Source organism: Rhodoferax sp. RT5P35 (assembly GCF_056521385.1).
Map to the genome: position 1 here is coordinate 334,690 of NZ_JBWMAX010000003.1, position 16,648 is coordinate 351,337.

Annotated in this window: 15 protein-coding genes; 8 read left to right on the plus strand and 7 right to left on the minus strand. The window is 63.8% G+C overall.

What is annotated here, in order from left to right; translation table 11 throughout:
- Positions 1-28 precede the first annotated feature (28 nt).
- A complete protein-coding gene (locus AC097L_RS05925) occupies positions 29-523 on the minus strand; it encodes a MarR family transcriptional regulator (RefSeq protein ID WP_479585339.1) in 495 nt (164 codons plus the stop codon).
- A 401-nt stretch (positions 524-924) separates the two neighbouring features.
- Between AC097L_RS05925 and AC097L_RS05930 the strand changes: the two genes are divergently transcribed.
- The gene (locus AC097L_RS05930) at positions 925-1,893 is read left to right on the plus strand and encodes a M12 family metallopeptidase (RefSeq protein WP_479585340.1); all 969 of its coding nucleotides are present in this window, start codon (positions 925-927) and stop codon (positions 1,891-1,893) included.
- 41 nt (positions 1,894-1,934) lie between these two features.
- Here AC097L_RS05930 and AC097L_RS05935 read toward each other — a convergent pair whose 3' ends face one another.
- From AC097L_RS05935 to AC097L_RS05960, 6 genes are all read right to left on the minus strand, one after another.
- Positions 1,935-3,044 carry a HupE/UreJ family protein gene (locus tag AC097L_RS05935; protein ID WP_479585341.1) on the minus strand — a complete coding sequence of 370 codons (1,110 nt, stop codon included), beginning with the start codon at positions 3,042-3,044 and terminating at the stop codon, positions 1,935-1,937.
- Positions 3,041-4,165, minus strand: a complete 1,125-nt coding sequence (locus AC097L_RS05940; RefSeq protein ID WP_479585342.1) for a hypothetical protein — start codon at positions 4,163-4,165, stop codon at positions 3,041-3,043. The genes AC097L_RS05935 and AC097L_RS05940 overlap by 4 nt, the downstream gene beginning before the upstream one ends.
- 202 nt (positions 4,166-4,367) lie before the next feature.
- Positions 4,368-4,625, minus strand: coding sequence for a hypothetical protein (locus AC097L_RS05945; protein WP_479585343.1), 258 nt, complete (start codon positions 4,623-4,625; stop codon positions 4,368-4,370).
- Between the two features lie 15 nt (positions 4,626-4,640).
- Entirely contained in the window at positions 4,641-6,266 is a 1,626-nt protein-coding gene (locus AC097L_RS05950) for a DUF4331 domain-containing protein (RefSeq protein WP_479585344.1), read from the minus strand.
- A 224-nt stretch (positions 6,267-6,490) separates the two neighbouring features.
- Positions 6,491-7,129 carry an RNA polymerase sigma factor gene (locus tag AC097L_RS05955; RefSeq protein ID WP_479585345.1) on the minus strand — a complete coding sequence of 213 codons (639 nt, stop codon included), beginning with the start codon at positions 7,127-7,129 and terminating at the stop codon, positions 6,491-6,493.
- A 201-nt stretch (positions 7,130-7,330) separates the two neighbouring features.
- Positions 7,331-8,392 (minus strand): LacI family DNA-binding transcriptional regulator, encoded by a 1,062-nt coding sequence (locus AC097L_RS05960; RefSeq protein WP_479585346.1) that lies wholly within the window; start codon positions 8,390-8,392, stop codon positions 7,331-7,333.
- A 386-nt stretch (positions 8,393-8,778) separates the two neighbouring features.
- Here AC097L_RS05960 and araD point away from each other — a divergent pair, with 386 nt between their 5' ends.
- The 7 genes from araD to AC097L_RS05995 are packed head-to-tail and all read left to right on the plus strand — an operon-like array spanning position 8,779 to position 16,635.
- Positions 8,779-10,515 (plus strand): L-arabinonate dehydratase, encoded by a 1,737-nt coding sequence (araD, locus tag AC097L_RS05965; protein WP_479585347.1) that lies wholly within the window; start codon positions 8,779-8,781, stop codon positions 10,513-10,515.
- A gap of 9 nt (positions 10,516-10,524) precedes the next feature.
- Positions 10,525-11,322, plus strand: coding sequence for an HpcH/HpaI aldolase family protein (locus tag AC097L_RS05970; RefSeq protein ID WP_479585348.1), 798 nt, complete (start codon positions 10,525-10,527; stop codon positions 11,320-11,322).
- A complete protein-coding gene (locus AC097L_RS05975; protein ID WP_479585349.1) occupies positions 11,322-12,389 on the plus strand; it encodes an ABC transporter ATP-binding protein in 1,068 nt (355 codons plus the stop codon). The genes AC097L_RS05970 and AC097L_RS05975 overlap by 1 nt, the downstream gene beginning before the upstream one ends.
- Before the next feature lie 29 nt (positions 12,390-12,418).
- Positions 12,419-13,690: an ABC transporter substrate-binding protein gene (locus tag AC097L_RS05980; protein ID WP_479585350.1), complete on the plus strand. Its 1,272-nt coding sequence runs from the start codon at positions 12,419-12,421 to the stop codon at positions 13,688-13,690.
- Positions 13,691-13,724: 34 nt separating this feature from the next.
- Positions 13,725-14,615 carry a carbohydrate ABC transporter permease gene (locus tag AC097L_RS05985; RefSeq protein ID WP_479585351.1) on the plus strand — a complete coding sequence of 297 codons (891 nt, stop codon included), beginning with the start codon at positions 13,725-13,727 and terminating at the stop codon, positions 14,613-14,615.
- Positions 14,612-15,442: a carbohydrate ABC transporter permease gene (locus AC097L_RS05990; protein WP_295951688.1), complete on the plus strand. Its 831-nt coding sequence runs from the start codon at positions 14,612-14,614 to the stop codon at positions 15,440-15,442. The genes AC097L_RS05985 and AC097L_RS05990 overlap by 4 nt, the downstream gene beginning before the upstream one ends.
- Positions 15,443-15,501: 59 nt before the next feature.
- Positions 15,502-16,635 (plus strand): porin, encoded by a 1,134-nt coding sequence (locus AC097L_RS05995; protein WP_479585352.1) that lies wholly within the window; start codon positions 15,502-15,504, stop codon positions 16,633-16,635.
- The last annotated feature ends 13 nt before the right edge of the window (positions 16,636-16,648 follow it).

Consider the following 16,648-nt stretch of genomic DNA (forward strand, 5'->3'; position numbering starts at 1 on the left):
ACCATATGCTTAAAAAAAGGGCCTGCTGTCAGCCGTCCACAAAGCGCAGCAGCTTGCGCAGCAGCAGGTCGAACTGGTCCATCTCTTCGGCGCTAAACCCGGCCCACAGCGCGCGGTACTGCTGGCGGCGCTGGGGCTGTACCGTTTCGACCAGGGCCTGGCCCGCGTCGGTCAGCTGCATGTAGACCTCGCGCCGGTCCACCTCGCTGGCCACGCGCTCCACCCAGCCTTTCTTGGCCAGGTCGTCGGCAATGCGCGAACAGTGGGTGCGCGAGGTGTGGATAAAGGTGCTCAGCTCCGACGGCAGCATGCGGTGGCCCGGATGGCTGTACAGCACCACCAGCGCGGTCCAGGTGGTGTAGTTCAGCCCCAGTTCGCGCAGCGTGGCATCGACCACCTCGCCCAGGCGGGTGCCGACGTGCAGCAGCAGCCGCGTCAAAATTGCCTCGCGCGGCTGCGCCCCCGGGATTTGGGTGGCAATGGCCTGGATGGCCGATTCAAACGGGGCAAAGCTTTCGGGCATGGGGGTAAATGATAACCTGGGTTACTAATTTACGCTGCGGACTGCTAGCCATAATTGCTATTAAATAAATAGCGTATTGCGCAGATAGAAACTACGCCAACGGCCTATTTCATATAAAAACATGGCGACCCAGGTTTCGGCATATCCACCAAAGTAAGGATGTGCAATCACACATTGCGACCTAGAGTCAGCAGGCGCTAAAAGCCCCACCTACAGCGCAGCCTGCCCTCCCTTTGTGACCCGTCACCTGAAAGGTTTGTATGCCCGCCACCGCCACCGCCACCGCAACCGCAACCGCAACCCCTGTTCCTGCTACCGCTGGACTGCGTTACTGCGCACAGCCAAAGCAACGGCCCCGCGTATTCGCACCCGATGTTTCGGCTGGCCGTGCGGGTGCCATCATGGACTCCGACAAAAAATGGTCCGCCGGGACGCAGTTGACCTACTACTGCTTCCAAGCGGGCGATGCCGCTCCCGCCGCCTGGCAAGGCTCGGCAGCCGACAGGGCCGCGGTAGATGCGGCCTTTGGCAAATGGTTTGACTTGCACATTGCCATCTCTTTTCTGCGCGTGGCACGGCCTGAAGACGCGCAGGTGCGCATCGGCTTTGAGCCCACAGACGGGTCTTGGTCGTATGTGGGCCGCGATGTGGGCAATATGCACGACCCGATGGAGCGCACCATGAATTTTGGCTGGCCGCTGACCACCCCCTACGGCGGTGACACCGCGCTGCATGAAATCGGCCACACGCTGGGGCTGGAGCACGAGCACCAAAACCCGTTCTCGGGCATCGTTTGGAACGAAGCGGCGGTGCGCAGCTATTTCCGGGGTGGGCCCAACTTTTGGCTGGACGATGCCATCAACCACAACATACTGGACAAAATCGATGCCACCACGGTCAAAGGCACCAAGTGGGACCCCGATTCGGTGATGGAGTACCAGTTTTGCGCAGGGCTGATCCAGGAACCGGCCGGCTACCGCAACGGGCTCAAGCCGGTCGGTGGATTGTCGGTTTTTGACAAAACCTGGATGCAAACCTCCTACCCCGCAGCGGCCGTCACCAACATCCCCCAGCTCCAGGTGGCCATGTCGCTCAAATTGGACCTGCAAGCCGGGCAAACAAGGGTGTTCAGCTTCCAGCCGCCGCGCACCCGCACCTACCGCATCGGCACGTTTGGCGACTCCGATACCGTGGTGGTGCTGTTTGAGGTGACGCCCAACGGCAATGTACAGATGGGCGGCGATGACGACAGCGGCGCAGACCGCAACGCCCTGCTCAAAATGCGCCTGAGTGCAGGCCGTACCTACCAGATAGGGGTTCGCCTGTTTTACGCGGAAATCACCAGCGAAACTTCGCTGATGGTCTGGTAGCAGCTATCGGCTATCGGCTATCGGCCATCAACCACAGGCGCTTACACCACCCGCAGCCAAAACCAGTACCCCGCCAGCGCCACCAGCAGCCACGAGCCGCCGCGCACCACCACCTGGCCATACCAGGGCTGGCGCACCACCACTTGCGACAGCAAGACCCAGGCGGTCACAGCGGTCAGCTGCCCGGCTTCCACGCCCAGATTGAACCCGGCCAGCGCCCAGGGCAGCAGGCCGGCGGGGGCGGCGGCTTCGATCAGCAGGCCGGCGAAGCCGTAGCCGTGGACCAGGCCGAAGACCAGGGCCAGGCGTTCGGGACGCAACAGCCGTACAGGGTAGATGTTGAGCAGCGCGGTGAAGGCAATGGACGCGGCGATGGCGGGCTCGACCCATTTGGGCGAGGCCTCGGTCCAGCCGAAGGTGGCCAGCGCCAGGGTGATGGAATGGCCCACGGTGAAGGCGGTGATGGTGCGCAGCAGCGACCACCAGGGGCTGCGGCCTTCTACCCGTCCTGCCGCGCGGCCCAGGCGCAGTTGCAGCGGCAGCACCAACGCCAGCAGAAAGGCCATGTGGTCGTAGCCCTGCAGCAGGTGGTGCATGCCCAGTTGCAAGTAGTCCCACACCGTGGCGGCAATGCCCCGCGGCGGGGCGGCCACGGCCTGGCGCAGCACCAGCGGCACGGCTTGCTGGGGCGCGGCGGTGGCCAGCAGGTCGCGGTCGTCGATGTGGCCGGTGACGATCAGGCGGTGGTTGCTGTCCTCTAATTTGAACAGGGTGTAGCGCAGGCCCAGGGCGGTGCCGGGTGGGCAGGCCGCCGGGCTGGTGGCGCGCAGGTAGGCACCGTCGCTGCGGGCCTCCAGGCCGTCATAGGTCCAGTGCAGCGTGCAGCCGGTATTGCCGCTGTCCAGCCCGGTGTGGCTTTGCAGCAGGGCCAGCGCGGCGGGGGTGGCGGCCTGGACTTCGGCCCAGGTGACCAGGCCATCGGCATTGGCATCGACCGGGATGAGCAGGTCCAGGTCCTTCAGTGCCACAGAGAGCTGCAGGGTGAGTGCACTGCCCTGCTGGCGCACGTCCAGGTAAGCATCGCTGCCTTTGTGGGCCCAGGCCGGGGCGCACAAGAAAGCCGCACACAGAATGGCCAACAGGCGGCTCATGGACGGCTCCGCGCATCGACTATGCCGGTCTGTTGCATGTCTTTTTGCAATTGCTGCAGGACCAAAATGTCTTTAGCCTGGCGGGCGCTTTGCAAAGCCACCCACCAGTCGATGGGTTCGCGCTGCAGGTCGAGGTTGCGGCGGGCGATTTGCAGGGCAGCGGGCGCGTCGTCGTCCAGCCACAGGGCCACCAGGGCTTGCTCACGGCCATGCAGGGTCAGGTCGTCGCCGCGGCGGGCCAGTTCGGCGTTCCACTCGCGCAAGGTGGCGCGCAGGGTTTTCCAGTCGGGGTTGTTCAGGCGGCGCATGGCGGTGGCCTGGCGCAGCAGCACGGCATCGGTGGGCGGCAGCGGCTGCAGCACGACCAGGGCCTGGGCGGTTTGGCCGGTGCGCAGCAGCAGGTCGCTCAATGCAATGCTGGTGTAGAGGTCGGGCTCGGCTTGCAGGCTGCGTTGGTAGGCGGTGCGTGCGGCGGCATCCTGGCCTGCGCGCTCTTCGCTTTCGGCCAGCAGAGACTGTAGCCAGCTAATCTGCGCCGGGTCTTGGGTGGCGGCCAGCAGTTGGGTGAAGCCTTTGCGGGCGGCGGCAGTCTGGCCTTGCAGGGACTGGTTTTCCAGCTGGCAAGCCAGGGCGTAAAGGTTTTGCCCTGCGCGAGCCACGGCCTCACAGGCCTGCAGGGAGGCGGCGTACTGGCCCGACAGCCGCTCCAGCGCGGCCAGGTTCAGCCAGCCTTGGGCGTGGTTGGGGGCGCGGCGCAAGGCGGCTTGCAAGACGAGGCGCGAGGCCTTGAAGTCGTGGCGGCCCTGCTGCACGGTGGCTTGCAATATCGCCAGATCCACCGGCGCGTCAGGCTTGTCCCACCACGGGGCCAACACGGCCTGGGCGCGGCCCCAGTAGCGGGTGTCGCCGGTCTGGCGGGCGGTGGCGATGTGGGCGCGGGCCTGGGTGGCCGCGGCAACAGGGTCGGCGATGGCGGGGGTCACAGCGGCGGGCCGCACGCGGGTGATGGTGGGCAGGCGTTCAATCACCTCGTCGCCCCGGCTGGGGTGCAGCGCGGTGGTGGCGTGGGCCGCGCTGCACAGCAGCAGGCCGGAGAGCCACAAGGAGAGACGAATGCGCATGGTGGGTGGAATGGGTATGCTATTGAATAAATAGCTAATAGTGTAGGCAAAGTATGCGCAAGGGGGCTTTTTTATATCCAACCCTTACCCCAGCCCTCTCCCGCCAGCGGGAGAGGGAGCAAGGCAGAGCACCCGTCCCCCACCTCGGCCCTCCCCCGGCGGGGGAGGGAGAGATGCAGAGCCGGTGCAGCCTGGGGGTGCGCTAGATATCCGCAGGTTCGGCAGAGTCGCTGGTCGCCAGCACGGTGGCATCGCCCAGCACCACCGGGTCACGGCTGTCGTTGGTGTTGGCGATTTCGGCCTTGGCGAAGGCGATCACGTCGTCCACATTGGTGACCGCGCCCACCGGCACGCCGGTGCCCGCCACGTATTGCGCCGATGGGCTGCCATCATCCCCTCCACAGGCCACGAGCAAACCCATCGCCACGGCGGCGGGTGCTATCCATTTGAAGTGCAACATGGTGTTGTCCTTTGGTCAGTTGGAGCCAGAATTTGGCGTGTTAAGGTAGGGGAAGCGCGTCAGGAAAGGCACCGTGGCCTGGTCCACTGCGTCGTGGATGTTGGCCGACTGGGCACCCAGTGGCACGCTGGCGGCCTTGCAGGACGAAGTCAGGCTGGGCACGCCGGGCACACCGTTCAGGCCCAGGCTGTTGTTGTCGCCGTTGATGACGCACAGGCCGCCCACCATGGCCACCAGGGCGATGTCCACCACGTCGTCTTTGGGGCGACGGCCGTTGGGGAAGCCGGCCAGATCGACCGCTTGGGCCAGGTTGGCCGTACCGCCCACACGCAGCACTTCACCGGCCACACCGAGGCGGTTTTGCGTGGCAAACGGTACCGGGGAGATGGCGGTGTTCAGCCGCAGCTCTTCGGACGGGGAGACGGTGGCAGGCTTGTTCACTCCGGTGATGCCGGTCAGGAACACGGTGGCCAGATCGGTACGTGGCAGGTTGGTGGGTGCCACGGCAGTGGCGCTACCGGCCAGTACCACGCCCAGCAGCGCAGGCAGCGTGGGGTTGGTCACGTAGGTCAGGAACTGGCCATCGTCCTGGGGCTTAGAGGCATTGAACTTATCTTTGTCGGGCAGGCCAATCACCAGCTCATTCACCAGCGGATTGCCCAGACGCGAGACCTGCACCCAGGCGCCGCCCGCCTTTTCGCTAGTCTGATGGCCAGACGGTGGCTTGCCGTTGAGCAACCGCGCCTGGCGCAGGCTGGCCGTAGTCCAGCCGCCAATGACGGGCTCGGCACCCGCGGTCAGACAGCCTTTGTTGACTTCCAGTGCGATGGTGGTGATATTGGTTTTCTGCACGGGTGCCTGGCCGCCCATGCCGACCGCATCCTTGTTGGCCGGATCGAGCAGGAAAGCGGTGGGGGCGTTGACCAAGTCAAACACCGGTCCCAAGTTCACTGCAAAGCCGTCCTGGCGCTGGCCCACGAAGACCTTGCCATCGTCCATACCGGCAGGGCAGCCAGGCACCTTGATGTTGAAAATGTGCTTTTGGGCATAGGTTTCGTAGGCTGCGGCATTGCCCAGCGTCTTCACGCCGATGTAGTCCACTGGCTTTTCAAAGGTGGCGCCGCCACTGGCCTTGGTAACAGCCGCTACCGTGCCCTTGCGCCGGTCGCCACGCACCACGTTCACGGTGTAGGTCTCGTTGACGTTCAGGTTGGCATCGTTGACGTTGGCCACGGCACCGGCCTGGATCAGCGGAATCGCCACGCTGGACGTACCGATGGGCAAGGCCACGCTATTGAGTTTGTTGTTGAACTTGAACTGGAAGGTGAGGTGTTCCTTGCCATCACCTACGTTGTCGATGTGTATCTCGTACAGCGCGTTCGGGTCCATCGCAAAGTAATTGGGGCCGCCGTACGGAGCCTGCAGGGGCTGGTAGTTGGCGATCATGGTCACGTAGTCGGAGCGGCCACCGCTGCCGTTGCTGGCCACACCCTCGTAACTTCGAAACATGTAGAAGTCGGTACCGTCCACCTTCGGGCTGGTGGTGATGAACGGTGCCTCTCGGTGGCTGGAGGCAAATGCCGCGCTGCCTAAAGCGAGCAGCAGGCAGGCTGCAGTAACGGGGCCGGTTTTGAATTGCATGGTGATCTCCTGGGGGTCATGTCCATTGGTGTGCCAATGAAAAACCATTGGCTTCATGGATACGCAGCGGGCTTTACCCTGGATTCACATGCGTGAACTATTTCTCAAAATACTTCACCCGCCTCAGAACATTTGCTACGCCTTTGATAGCTACCTGCACAAACAGCACTTGCGCTAGAGGACACTTTTATATTTGAAAATTTTTAACAAGAAATACAACAGCTTCACTGCTCGGCATCCAGCGTGCGGCGCAAACTCTGCAGCGCGCGGCGTACCCAAGTCTTCACCGTACCCAGCGGGCAACCCAACTGGACAGCAATGTCCTCAAACCGCAAGCCGCCGTAATAGGCCAGCACCAGGCTGTTGCGCTGCCCCACAGGCAAGGCACGTAGGCAGCGTTGCACGGCAGCAGATTGGCGGCGCAACACCAGGCACTCCAGCGGTCCGTTGTCAGGGGAATTGCACCAGGCGTAATCGCCGTCGTCCGCATCCGCCGCCAGCACCGCCCTTTGGGGTCGGCAGGCGCGCCGCTTCAGGCTGTCGATGGCGCTGTTGCGGGCAATGCTGGCCAGCCAGCCGTTGGCATGCCCCCGGCTGGCCTCAAACCACCGGCATTGGTGCCACACCTTGAGGTAGGTTTCCTGCAGCACTTCTTCCGCCTCGCCAGGGTCTTGGTTGATGCGCAGAATCACGCCGAACAGGCGGCCTCGGCTGCGCCGGTACAGCAGCTCAAACGCGTGCTGGCAGCCGCCAGCGGTTTGGTACAGCAAACCCGCCAGCTCATCGGGCGTGCCAGGGCCAGGGGCTGGGCGGGCGCTGGCAATATCACTTTCCCCGCCATGGGGGTTGGTGGCACAAAGCATGGGGCATCCTAGGGCTGAGGCTGAAGCTGAAAAGCGCCATGCGGTCACCGCCGTAGACCCTCATTGCCGTGCGCTGCGTGTGCACAACTGCCGCACGCCAAGCTATCTTCTCCGCCCTCTGTGTCGCCATCTGTGCGCTGGCGTACACAGTGGTAAAAGTAGTCGGCCCATGCAGCAGCTTACGCGGCGGTCCGCCGTATTTCAGACCGCAGCCGTGCTATCCCGTCCTATCAGCTGGTAGGGCAGCTTGCGGCTGGTGGGCTCGGGGCCGTCAGCCAGGGATTGCAGAATGGCCTTGGCTGCCACCCGGCCGATATCGGCGGTGGGCGGTCGCACCGTGGACAGGGTGGGCTCCAGCTGGCGGCCAATGGGAAAGTCGCCAAACCCTAGCAGCGCCAGTTGCCCCGGTATGGCAATGCCCTGGCGGGTGGCCTGCATTAGGGCCCCGCAGGCCAGATGGTCGGTGGCAAAAGCCACCGCCGTCACCCGCGCGCTCTTGGCAGCCAGTATCTTAGGCAGTACCGCCCGGCCCGCGTCAAACGCATCGCCCATGGCCGCACGCAGCACCGTGGCGCGCGCACCACAGGCCTTCACTTCGGCCACAAAGCCTTCGCCGCGTTCGTGGGCCCGAAAATCCTCGGCCACACCACTATCTACATAGGCCAGCGAGGTATGGCCCAGGTCGAGCAGATGCCGGGCCATGGCCTGGCCCACGGCAAAGTGGTCAAAACCAATCTGCGCAAAGCCTTCTGCATCGGTCCGCGTGGTGGGGTGGTCCCATATTTCCACCACCGGAATGCCCGCAGCCTGTGCATCCCGCAGCATGCGCAGGGCCCCGGGCGCATGGTGGCGACCGGTGACCACGATGGCCGCAGGTGCCCAGCCGGTAAGGACACGCAACTGCTCTTCTTCCCGCTCCTGGGAATAGCCGGTGGACAGCAGCAGCAGCTCGTAAGCACTCTCGCGCAGGCCCTCGGTCAGGCCCTGGATGGTTTCGGCAAAGATGGAGTGGCCCACATTCGGGATCAGCGCCGCCACCAGGCGCGACGCGCCGCTGGCCAGTTGCCCAGCCTGCTGGTTGGGCACGTAGCCGGTCTGCTCTATCGCGTCGCGGATGCGCAGGGCAGTGGCTTCAGCGACCAGGGTGGGCTGGCGGATGTAGCGCGAAACGGTAATGCGGGTCACGCCTGCTGCATCGGCCACATCGTGCAGCGTAGGCCGCCCATGGCCGCGCCGCTGGCGCTTGGTCGGGTCCGAAGTCATTGTTTTATGCGGTAAGTGAGTTTGCAAATGCGAAAAACCTGTCAAATTTCCGATTGATACCGGTAACAATTTCCTGGCTTTTCAAATTCTATGTGACTGTTTTTTTATGACCCGCTCTTTCGACAATATGCACAACCGGCGGTGGTTCGACACCAGCGACTTGGCCGGCTTTGCGCACCGCCCAAGCACCCAACCCACGGCTTCGGACCGCGAATATGGGCCGCTGGCTCGCGTGGCCGTTCAGTGGGCGCTTGGTCAGATCCGGGAGCATTTTGCTGTGCGCTAGGGTTTTTGCTAATGCGTGAAGTTTCCACTGCCGTTAATGTTACCGGTAACAGTCAAACCCATCTTCTTTTTGATCTTCTTTATTTCGAAGGCCCCCATCCATGACCCAATCCCTCGCAGATTTACGCAGCCGCCGGTGGTTCGCCGCTGGCGACATGCGTGGCTTTGCGCACCGCCAGCGCATCCAGCAAATGGGCCTGCGCCGCGAAGATGTGCTGGAGCGCCCCATCATCGGCATCATTAACACCTGGAGCGATCTGTCGCCCTGCCACGCCCATCTGCGCGAGCGCGCCGAGAGCGTGAAGCGCGGCGTGCTCATGGCCGGTGGCATGCCGTTCGAGCTGCCCGCCATGAGCCTGGGTGAGGTGATGGTCAAGCCCACCACCATGCTGTACCGCAACTTTCTGGCCATGGAGGTAGAAGAGTTGCTGCGCTCGCTGCCACTAGACGGTGTGGTGCTGCTGGCCGGGTGCGACAAAACCACCCCTGGCACGGTGATGGGGGCCATCAGCGCAGGCCTGCCCATGCTGTTCTGCGCCGCCGGACCGATGATCAGCGACCGCTACCTCAAGCGCGGCGAACCCACCCGTGCCGTGGGCGCAGGCACCCATACCCGCATGTTCTGGGACGAATACCAGGCGGGCCATATCAGCGAAGAGGAATGGATTGGCCTGGAGGCCAAGATGACTCGCGCGCCCGGCACCTGCAACACCATGGGCACGGCCAGCACCATGACCTCCATCATCGAAGCGCTGGGGCTGGCCTTGCCAGGCTCCACCTCGATCCCGGCCATGGACGCAGGCCACAGCCGCATGGCGGCCGACTGCGGCACCCGTATCGTGCAAATGGTGTGGGACGACTTGACCCCGGCCAAGATACTCACCAAGGGCTCGTTTCGCAACGCCACCGTTGCGCAGATGGCGCTGGGCGGCTCCACCAACGCCGCCGTGCACCTGATTGCCTTGGCCCGCCGCGCCGGGGTCAATCTGCAGCTGGAAGATCTGGACGCCATCGGCCACCAGGTGCCGGTGCTGGCCAACCTGTACCCCAGCGGCGACAAGCTAATGGAGGATTTCCACTACGCCGGCGGCATGCCCGCCCTGCTGAACCGCGTGCACGCGCATTTGTCGCTAGACGAGATGACCGTCACCGGCCACACCCTGGCCGAGAACATCGCGGGCCGCGAAAGCCTGGACGACAGCGTCGTGCGCACGCTGGACAACCCAGTCAGCCCGTCTGGCGCGCTGGCGGTACTGCGCGGCAACCTGGCCCCCGATGGTGCGGTGATGAAACCCAGCGCCGCCAGCTCCAAATTCTTCCATCACCGGGGTCGTGCCCTGGTGTTCGACTCGCCCGCCGAGATGAACCAGCGCTGTGCCGACCCGGACCTCGACTGCGACGAAAACACCGTGCTGGTGCTGCGCAATGCTGGCCCGGTGGGTGCGCCCGGCATGCCGGAATGGGGCGGCCTGCCCATCCCCAAGAAGTTGCTGGACCAAGGCGTGCGCGACATGGTGCGCATCTCTGACGCGCGCATGAGCGGCACCCACTATGGCAGTTGCATCCTGCACGTCAGCCCCGAGGCGGCCGTGGGTGGCCCGCTGTCGCTGGTGCGCGACGGCGATGAAATCCTGGTCGATCTGACCAGCCGCAAACTCGAACTGCTGGTGGACGAGGCCGAACTGGCCGCACGCCACGCCGCGCGGGTGCCACCACCGCGCACTTACCAGCGCGGCTATATCCGGCTCTACCAGGAGCATGTCACCCAGGCCCACGAAGGCTGCGACTTCGACTTCCTCCAAGGCACGGCACCCACGCCGCAGCCGCCCATTTTCTAAAGGTCCCCGATGAACCCTTTCAAGCAACTCCTGCAAAACACCGGTGCCGCCACGCCGGTCGGCACCTGGATCATGTCGGCCAGCCCCCTCGTCGCTGAGGCCATGGGCCACGCCGGTTTCGACTGGGGTGTGATCGACATGGAACACACGCCGCTGGACCTGATGGACCTGGTGCACATGCTGCAGGCCGTATCGGGCACCCCCTTGCTGCCAGTGGTCCGCGTGCCCTGGAACGACACCGTAAACATCAAGCGCGTATTGGATGCCGGTGCCACCACTTTGCTGGTGCCGTTTGTACAAAACGCCGAGGAAGCCCGCGCTGCCGTGGCCGCCACCCGCTACCCACCCGAAGGCCGCCGCGGCATGGCGGGCATGAGCCGGGCCTCGAAATTCGGCACCACGCCGCATTACCTGACCACCGCCAACGCGCAGATGACCGTCATCCTGCAGCTGGAAACCACCGAGGCCATCGCCCAGCTAGAAACAATAGCCGCCGTGCCGGGCGTGGATGCGCTATTCATCGGCCCGGGCGACCTGTCGGCCACCATGGGCCATGTGGGCCAACTCACCCACCCCGAGGTACTGGCCGTGACGGCCAATGCCGTCGCCCGCGCCAAAGCCCTGGGCATGCCCATCGGCACCGTGGGCGGCACACCTGAGGTGGTGTCGCAGTACCGCGCCATCGGCTTCGACTTTGTCGCCATTGCCTCCGACCTGGGCCTGCTGATGCGCAGCGCCCAGGCCGCACTGGCCAGCGTACGCAACACGGGTGCGACCCTGTCCACCCCTACCAACGGAGGCTACTGATGGCTGCTGTAGAACTACGCCAGGTCGTCAAAACATACGACGGCAAACACACCATCATCCACGGCCTGGACCTGGAGATCCGCGAGGGTGAATTCTGCGTCTTTGTCGGCCCGTCCGGCTGCGGCAAGAGCACGCTGCTGCGCATGATTGCCGGACTGGAAACCATCACCAGCGGCGAAGTGCGCATCGGCGGCGAGGTGGTGAACGACAAGCCCCCGCGCGCCCGTGACATCGCCATGGTGTTCCAGGACTACGCGCTGTACCCGCACAAGACGCTGTACGACAACATGGCCTTTGGCCTGCGGCTGCGCAAAACGTCCGAAGACGAAATCAAGCGCCGGGTGATGGACGCGGCCAAACTGCTGCGCATCGACCACATGCTGGACCGCCGCCCTGCTGCACTTTCGGGTGGGCAGCGCCAGCGCGTCGCCATCGGCCGGGCCATCGTGCGCAAACCTGCGGTGTTCCTGTTCGACGAACCGCTGTCGAACCTGGACGCGCAGCTGCGCCAGGAGATGCGCACCGAGATCAAGCGCCTGCACCAGCGCCTGGGTGCGACCATGATCTACGTGACCCACGACCAAGTGGAGGCTATGACCCTGGCCGACCGCATCGCCGTGCTGAGCGCCGGACACAAGATGCAGTACGACACGCCCGATGCCATCTACAACCGGCCCGCAGCGCTGTTTGTGGCGGGCTTCACGGGTGCGCCGCCGATGAACCTGGTCGATGCCAGCGTCGCCCACGGCGTGGCCGATGTGGGTAACAGCGTGCAGATCACCCTGCCGCCCCGCTTGGCGGTGCATGGCGGTGCCTGCAAGCTGGGCGTGCGCCCGGAAAACCTGCGCCTGGCCCCTGGGGCGGGCGACATCGTGCTGCCTGCCAGCGTCTCGCTGCTGGAGCCATTGGGCTCGGAAACACTGGTTTCGCTCAAGGTGGGCAGCTCAGAGCTGATCGCCCGGGTGTCGGCCTCGTTCCGCGAAGCACCGGGCAGTCAGCTTGCCGTACACGTGCACCCCGACCACCTGCATCTGTTCAACCCGCAAACCGGTGCGGCGCTGAACTGAGCCACTGACAAAAAACCAAGGAGACACTCATGCACACACGCAACACATTTCTCGGACTACTGGGCTCGGCCCTGCTGGTCAGCGGCATGGCCACCGGCAGCGCCCTGGCAGACACCAAAATCCGCGCCTTTGCGGGTGGGTCCGGGCAGCGCCCTGACCTGATGCGCAAACTGTTCGACCAGTACCAGGCCAAGAACCCCGGTGTCACCATCGAAATGGAAACCGGCGGTGCCACATCCGAGCTGCAACGCCAGTACCTGGGCACCGTGCTCAACGCCAAGGACCCGTCTATCGACCTGTTCATGATCGACATCGTGAACCCCGCCCAGTACGCTGGTGCGGGCTGGATCGAGCCCTTGAATAGCTATATGGGTGACACCGCCACAGCGATGAAACCTTACCTGCCCGCCTACGCATCGGCGAATGTGATCGACGGCAAGATCGTGGCCATGCCTGCGTTTGCCGACGCGATGTTCATGTACTACCGGCGCGATCTGCTCGACAAATACAAAATCGCCGAACCCAAAACCTGGGACGAACTGGCCGCCGCCGCCACCAAGATCCAGAAGGCCGAGGGCGATGCCAATCTGCAAGGCCTGTCGATCCAGGGCGCACCCATCGAAGGGGCGGTCTGCACCTTCCTGCTGCCCTATTGGAGCCAGGGCTACGAGTTCAACGATGCCGCGGGCAAGCTCACGCTGGACAAAGCCTCCGCCGCCAAGGGGCTGAACCAGTGGCTGGCCATGGTCGACCAGGGTGTCATCAAAAAGAATGTGGCCGAGGTCAAAACCCCCGACACCGTGAACGAATTCAAGGCCGGTCAGGTAGTGTTTGCCGTCAACTGGGGCTTTGCCTGGGACCGTTTCAAAGACGATGCTGACAGCAAGGTGGCGGGCAAGGTCGGTGTCATGCCGCTACCTGCCGTGGCAGGCGGCAAAAGCGCCACCTGCATCGGCGGCTGGCAATGGGCGCTGAGCGCATTCAGCAAAAGCAAGCCCGAAGCGGCCAAGCTGATCAAGTTCCTGTCCAGCCCCGAGGCCAGCAAGTTCCTGGCAGTGCAGGGCTCGCTGCTGCCCACCTCGCTAGGTGTGTACCAGGATGCCGACGTGGTGAAAGCCGTGCCCTGGTTCAAGGATGCCGCTGCCGTGGTCACTGCGGGCCGCAGCCGCCCGCAGTCGAAAGACTACGGACAGGTCAGCGACATCATCCGCACCACCACCAGCGCCGTGCTGGCACGCACCAAGAAGCCCGACGAAGGTGTAGCCGAGATCGATGCCCGCCTGCGTCGGGTAATGCGTTAATGGCTGCGCTGATACACACGAAAGAGAACCTACCGTGTCACTGATCAACCGTCTGCGCGACCCCAGCGACAAGACACTGGCAGTCATGATGCTGGCTCCGGCCTTCCTGCTACTCGCACTGATCGTGGTCTACCCGATTGGCAGGCTGATCTGGAACAGCTTCTTTGACCTGCGACTCTCTGGCGGCGGCGAAGCAAAATTCGTCGGGTTGGACAACTACGCCCTGGTCCTGCAAGACCCGGACTTCTGGAACGCCACCAAAAACACCGTGCTGATCACGCTGATCACCGTGCCCGGTGCGCTGGTGGTCGGCCTGGCCCTGGCGATGCTGGCGAACCTGCCGTTCAAGCGACAGTGGCCGGTGCGCCTGGCGCTGCTGCTGCCCTGGGCCCTGCCCTTGGCCTTTTGCGGCCTGATCTTCGCGTGGTTTTTCCACTCGGAATACGGTGTGGTCAACGACGTGATGCGCCGTACTGGCCAGACCGAGCCGCGCATGTGGCTGCTGGAGCCGACCTGGGCCTTCGCCGCGATCTGCATCACCATCGTCTGGAAGACCAGTTCCTTCATGGCGCTGATCCTGCTGGCAGGTTTGCAGATGATCCCCAAGTCGCTGTACGAAGCGGCCGAGGTGGACGGCGCATCCAAGCTGCAGCAGTTCTGGCAAATCACCATTCCGATGCTGATGCCGTCCATCATCGTCGCGTTGATTTTCCGCACCATCACCGCGCTGCAAACCTTTGACATCCCTTACACGATGACCAAAGGCGGGCCGGGCAACTCTACCGAAACGCTGGCCATGCTGATCCACAAGACCACCATCGACTACCTCGACGTGGGCTACGGCTCCACCCTGGCGGTGTTCATGTTCATCCTGTCCTTGTGCGTCACCGGTGTCTACCTCAAACGGATTGGAAACAACGCATGAACAAGCTCTTTGAAGGGCGCTCGCTGCGCTTCATCGCCGCCACCATGGTGGTGCTCAACGGCTTCTTCCCAGCCGTGTGGATTCTGCTGACCTCGCTCAAGACCGAGGGCGAACTAGTGCACAAGCCCATCACCTACCTGCCGCACGAGCTGGTGCTGAGCAACTACGTGCAGGCCTTTACCGACCAGCCGCTGCTGAAGTACCTGGGCAACAGCCTGGCGGTGGCCGGTATGTCCACCCTGGTCTCGCTGGTGGTGGCGGCCTTTGCGGCCTACGCCATCGCCCGGCTGAACATGAAGTACCGGCAGCTGGTGCTGACCTGCATCGTCGCCTCCAGCATGTTCCCGCTGGTCACGCTGCTGGTGCCGATCTTCGAGACCATGCGCAACCTGAATCTGCTCAACACCTACACCGCGCTGGTGCTGCCCTATACGGTGCTGAGCCTGCCGGTGTGCACCCTGGTGCTGGTGAGCTTCTTCCAGAGCATCCCCAAGGACCTGGAGAACGCCGCCATGATCGACGGCTGCACCCGCATGGGCGCGCTGTGGCGGGTGGTGGTGCCATTGGCCGCACCGGGCGTTTTCACTGCGGGCATTCTGGCCTTCGTGAACGCCTGGGACGAGTTCCTGCTGGCCCTGTCGCTGAACGCCAGTGCCTCCATGCGCACCCTGCCCGTCGGTATTTCGCTGTACCAGGGCGAGTTCACGTTTCCATGGCCTGTCATTTCCGCCGCCCTGGTGGTTGCCATCGTGCCCATTGCGGTGCTGATTGCGGCCTTCCAGGAGCGCGTGGTCGGCGGCCTGACCCAGGGCGGCCTCAAAGGCTAGCCCGTTCCAAATTACCCCCCCCCAAGTACCCAAGCATTCTAAAAATCAAAGGAAAAAACATGCACAACACACACAAACTGGCCTTATTGGCCGCTGCCGCACTGACCCAAATGGCACTCAGCCCGGTAGCCATGGCGCAAAGCTCCACCATCTACGGCCGCGTAGACGTAGGCCTGCAGCAGGTCAACAACGGCGCCAGCAGCACACGGGTGGACAGCGGTACCTACACCGCCTCACGCCTGGGGTTCCGCGGCAACGAAGACCTGGGCGGCGGTCTGTCGGCGCTGTATTTCATGGAAATCGGCTTCAACGCCGACACCGGCGTGGCCCAGGGCGGCAACCGGCTGTTCAACCGCGGCTCCTATGTGGGCCTGTCCAGCAAGGATGCGGGCACCGTCACCCTCGGTCGGCAGTACACGCCGATCTTCTGGCCGTTCCTTTTCTCTGATGACACCGGCCCGCTGCGCCTGCATGGCTACAGCCCGGTGCAGTCCATCCAGCGCAGCAACTTCTTCCGGGTCAACAGCAGCGCGCTGACCACCCCGGTGGCCAACGGCACACTGGCGTCTGCCAGTGGAGGCATCTATTCGGTCGGCATTACCTCGGCATTTGAAAACAACCTGGTGGTGTACAAAACGCCTTCTTTCGGCGGGCTGACGGTGACCGGGGCCTACGGCGCACCCGAAGGCTATACCGACGGCGGCAGGATCTACGGCGCCAATGCCGAATTCCGCAAGGGCGACCTGTACCTGGGCGGCGGCTGGACCCAGAAGCAAGGGCTGGTCGCCAGCACCGGCAACTACCAAAAGATCAACGAATCCATGGTGGGCGCGATGTACTCCGTCACCTCCGCCATCAACCTGTGGGGCAATGCGCACGGCTGGGATGTAGCGGCCGGTGCGGGCAGCAAAGTCAAAGGCCATGACCTGATGGTCGGCGTATCGTACAAGCTGCCTGCGGGCCAGCTGTGGGCCAACTACGCAGGCAAGACCGTCAAGGAATGCACCGACTGCAACTCCCAAGGCTTTGGCGTGGGCTACCACCATTACATGTCCAAGCGCACCGAGCTGTACGTTTCGTATGGCCGGGTCAACAACGATGCCAATTCGGCCAACAGCCTCAACGGCATTGCCCCCCTCACGGCAGGCACCAGCGTACGCGGCGTGGCAGCGGGCATTGCCCACCAATTCTGAACAGGACACACAC

Excerpts from the sequence above, each read along its gene's own strand:
- AC097L_RS05925 (WP_479585339.1), bottom strand. The coding sequence starts at position 523 with ATGCCCGAAAGCTTTGCCCCGTTTGAATCGGCCATCCAGGCCATTGCC.
- AC097L_RS05930 (WP_479585340.1), top strand. The coding sequence starts at position 925 with ATGGACTCCGACAAAAAATGGTCCGCCGGGACGCAGTTGACCTACTAC.
- AC097L_RS05935 (WP_479585341.1), bottom strand. The coding sequence starts at position 3,044 with ATGAGCCGCCTGTTGGCCATTCTGTGTGCGGCTTTCTTGTGCGCCCCG.
- AC097L_RS05940 (WP_479585342.1), bottom strand. The coding sequence starts at position 4,165 with ATGCGCATTCGTCTCTCCTTGTGGCTCTCCGGCCTGCTGCTGTGCAGC.
- AC097L_RS05945 (WP_479585343.1), bottom strand. The coding sequence starts at position 4,625 with ATGTTGCACTTCAAATGGATAGCACCCGCCGCCGTGGCGATGGGTTTG.
- AC097L_RS05950 (WP_479585344.1), bottom strand. The coding sequence starts at position 6,266 with ATGCAATTCAAAACCGGCCCCGTTACTGCAGCCTGCCTGCTGCTCGCT.
- AC097L_RS05955 (WP_479585345.1), bottom strand. The coding sequence starts at position 7,129 with ATGCTTTGTGCCACCAACCCCCATGGCGGGGAAAGTGATATTGCCAGC.
- AC097L_RS05960 (WP_479585346.1), bottom strand. The coding sequence starts at position 8,392 with ATGACTTCGGACCCGACCAAGCGCCAGCGGCGCGGCCATGGGCGGCCT.
- araD (WP_479585347.1), top strand. The coding sequence starts at position 8,779 with ATGACCCAATCCCTCGCAGATTTACGCAGCCGCCGGTGGTTCGCCGCT.
- AC097L_RS05970 (WP_479585348.1), top strand. The coding sequence starts at position 10,525 with ATGAACCCTTTCAAGCAACTCCTGCAAAACACCGGTGCCGCCACGCCG.
- AC097L_RS05975 (WP_479585349.1), top strand. The coding sequence starts at position 11,322 with ATGGCTGCTGTAGAACTACGCCAGGTCGTCAAAACATACGACGGCAAA.
- AC097L_RS05980 (WP_479585350.1), top strand. The coding sequence starts at position 12,419 with ATGCACACACGCAACACATTTCTCGGACTACTGGGCTCGGCCCTGCTG.
- AC097L_RS05990 (WP_295951688.1), top strand. The coding sequence starts at position 14,612 with ATGAACAAGCTCTTTGAAGGGCGCTCGCTGCGCTTCATCGCCGCCACC.
- AC097L_RS05995 (WP_479585352.1), top strand. The coding sequence starts at position 15,502 with ATGCACAACACACACAAACTGGCCTTATTGGCCGCTGCCGCACTGACC.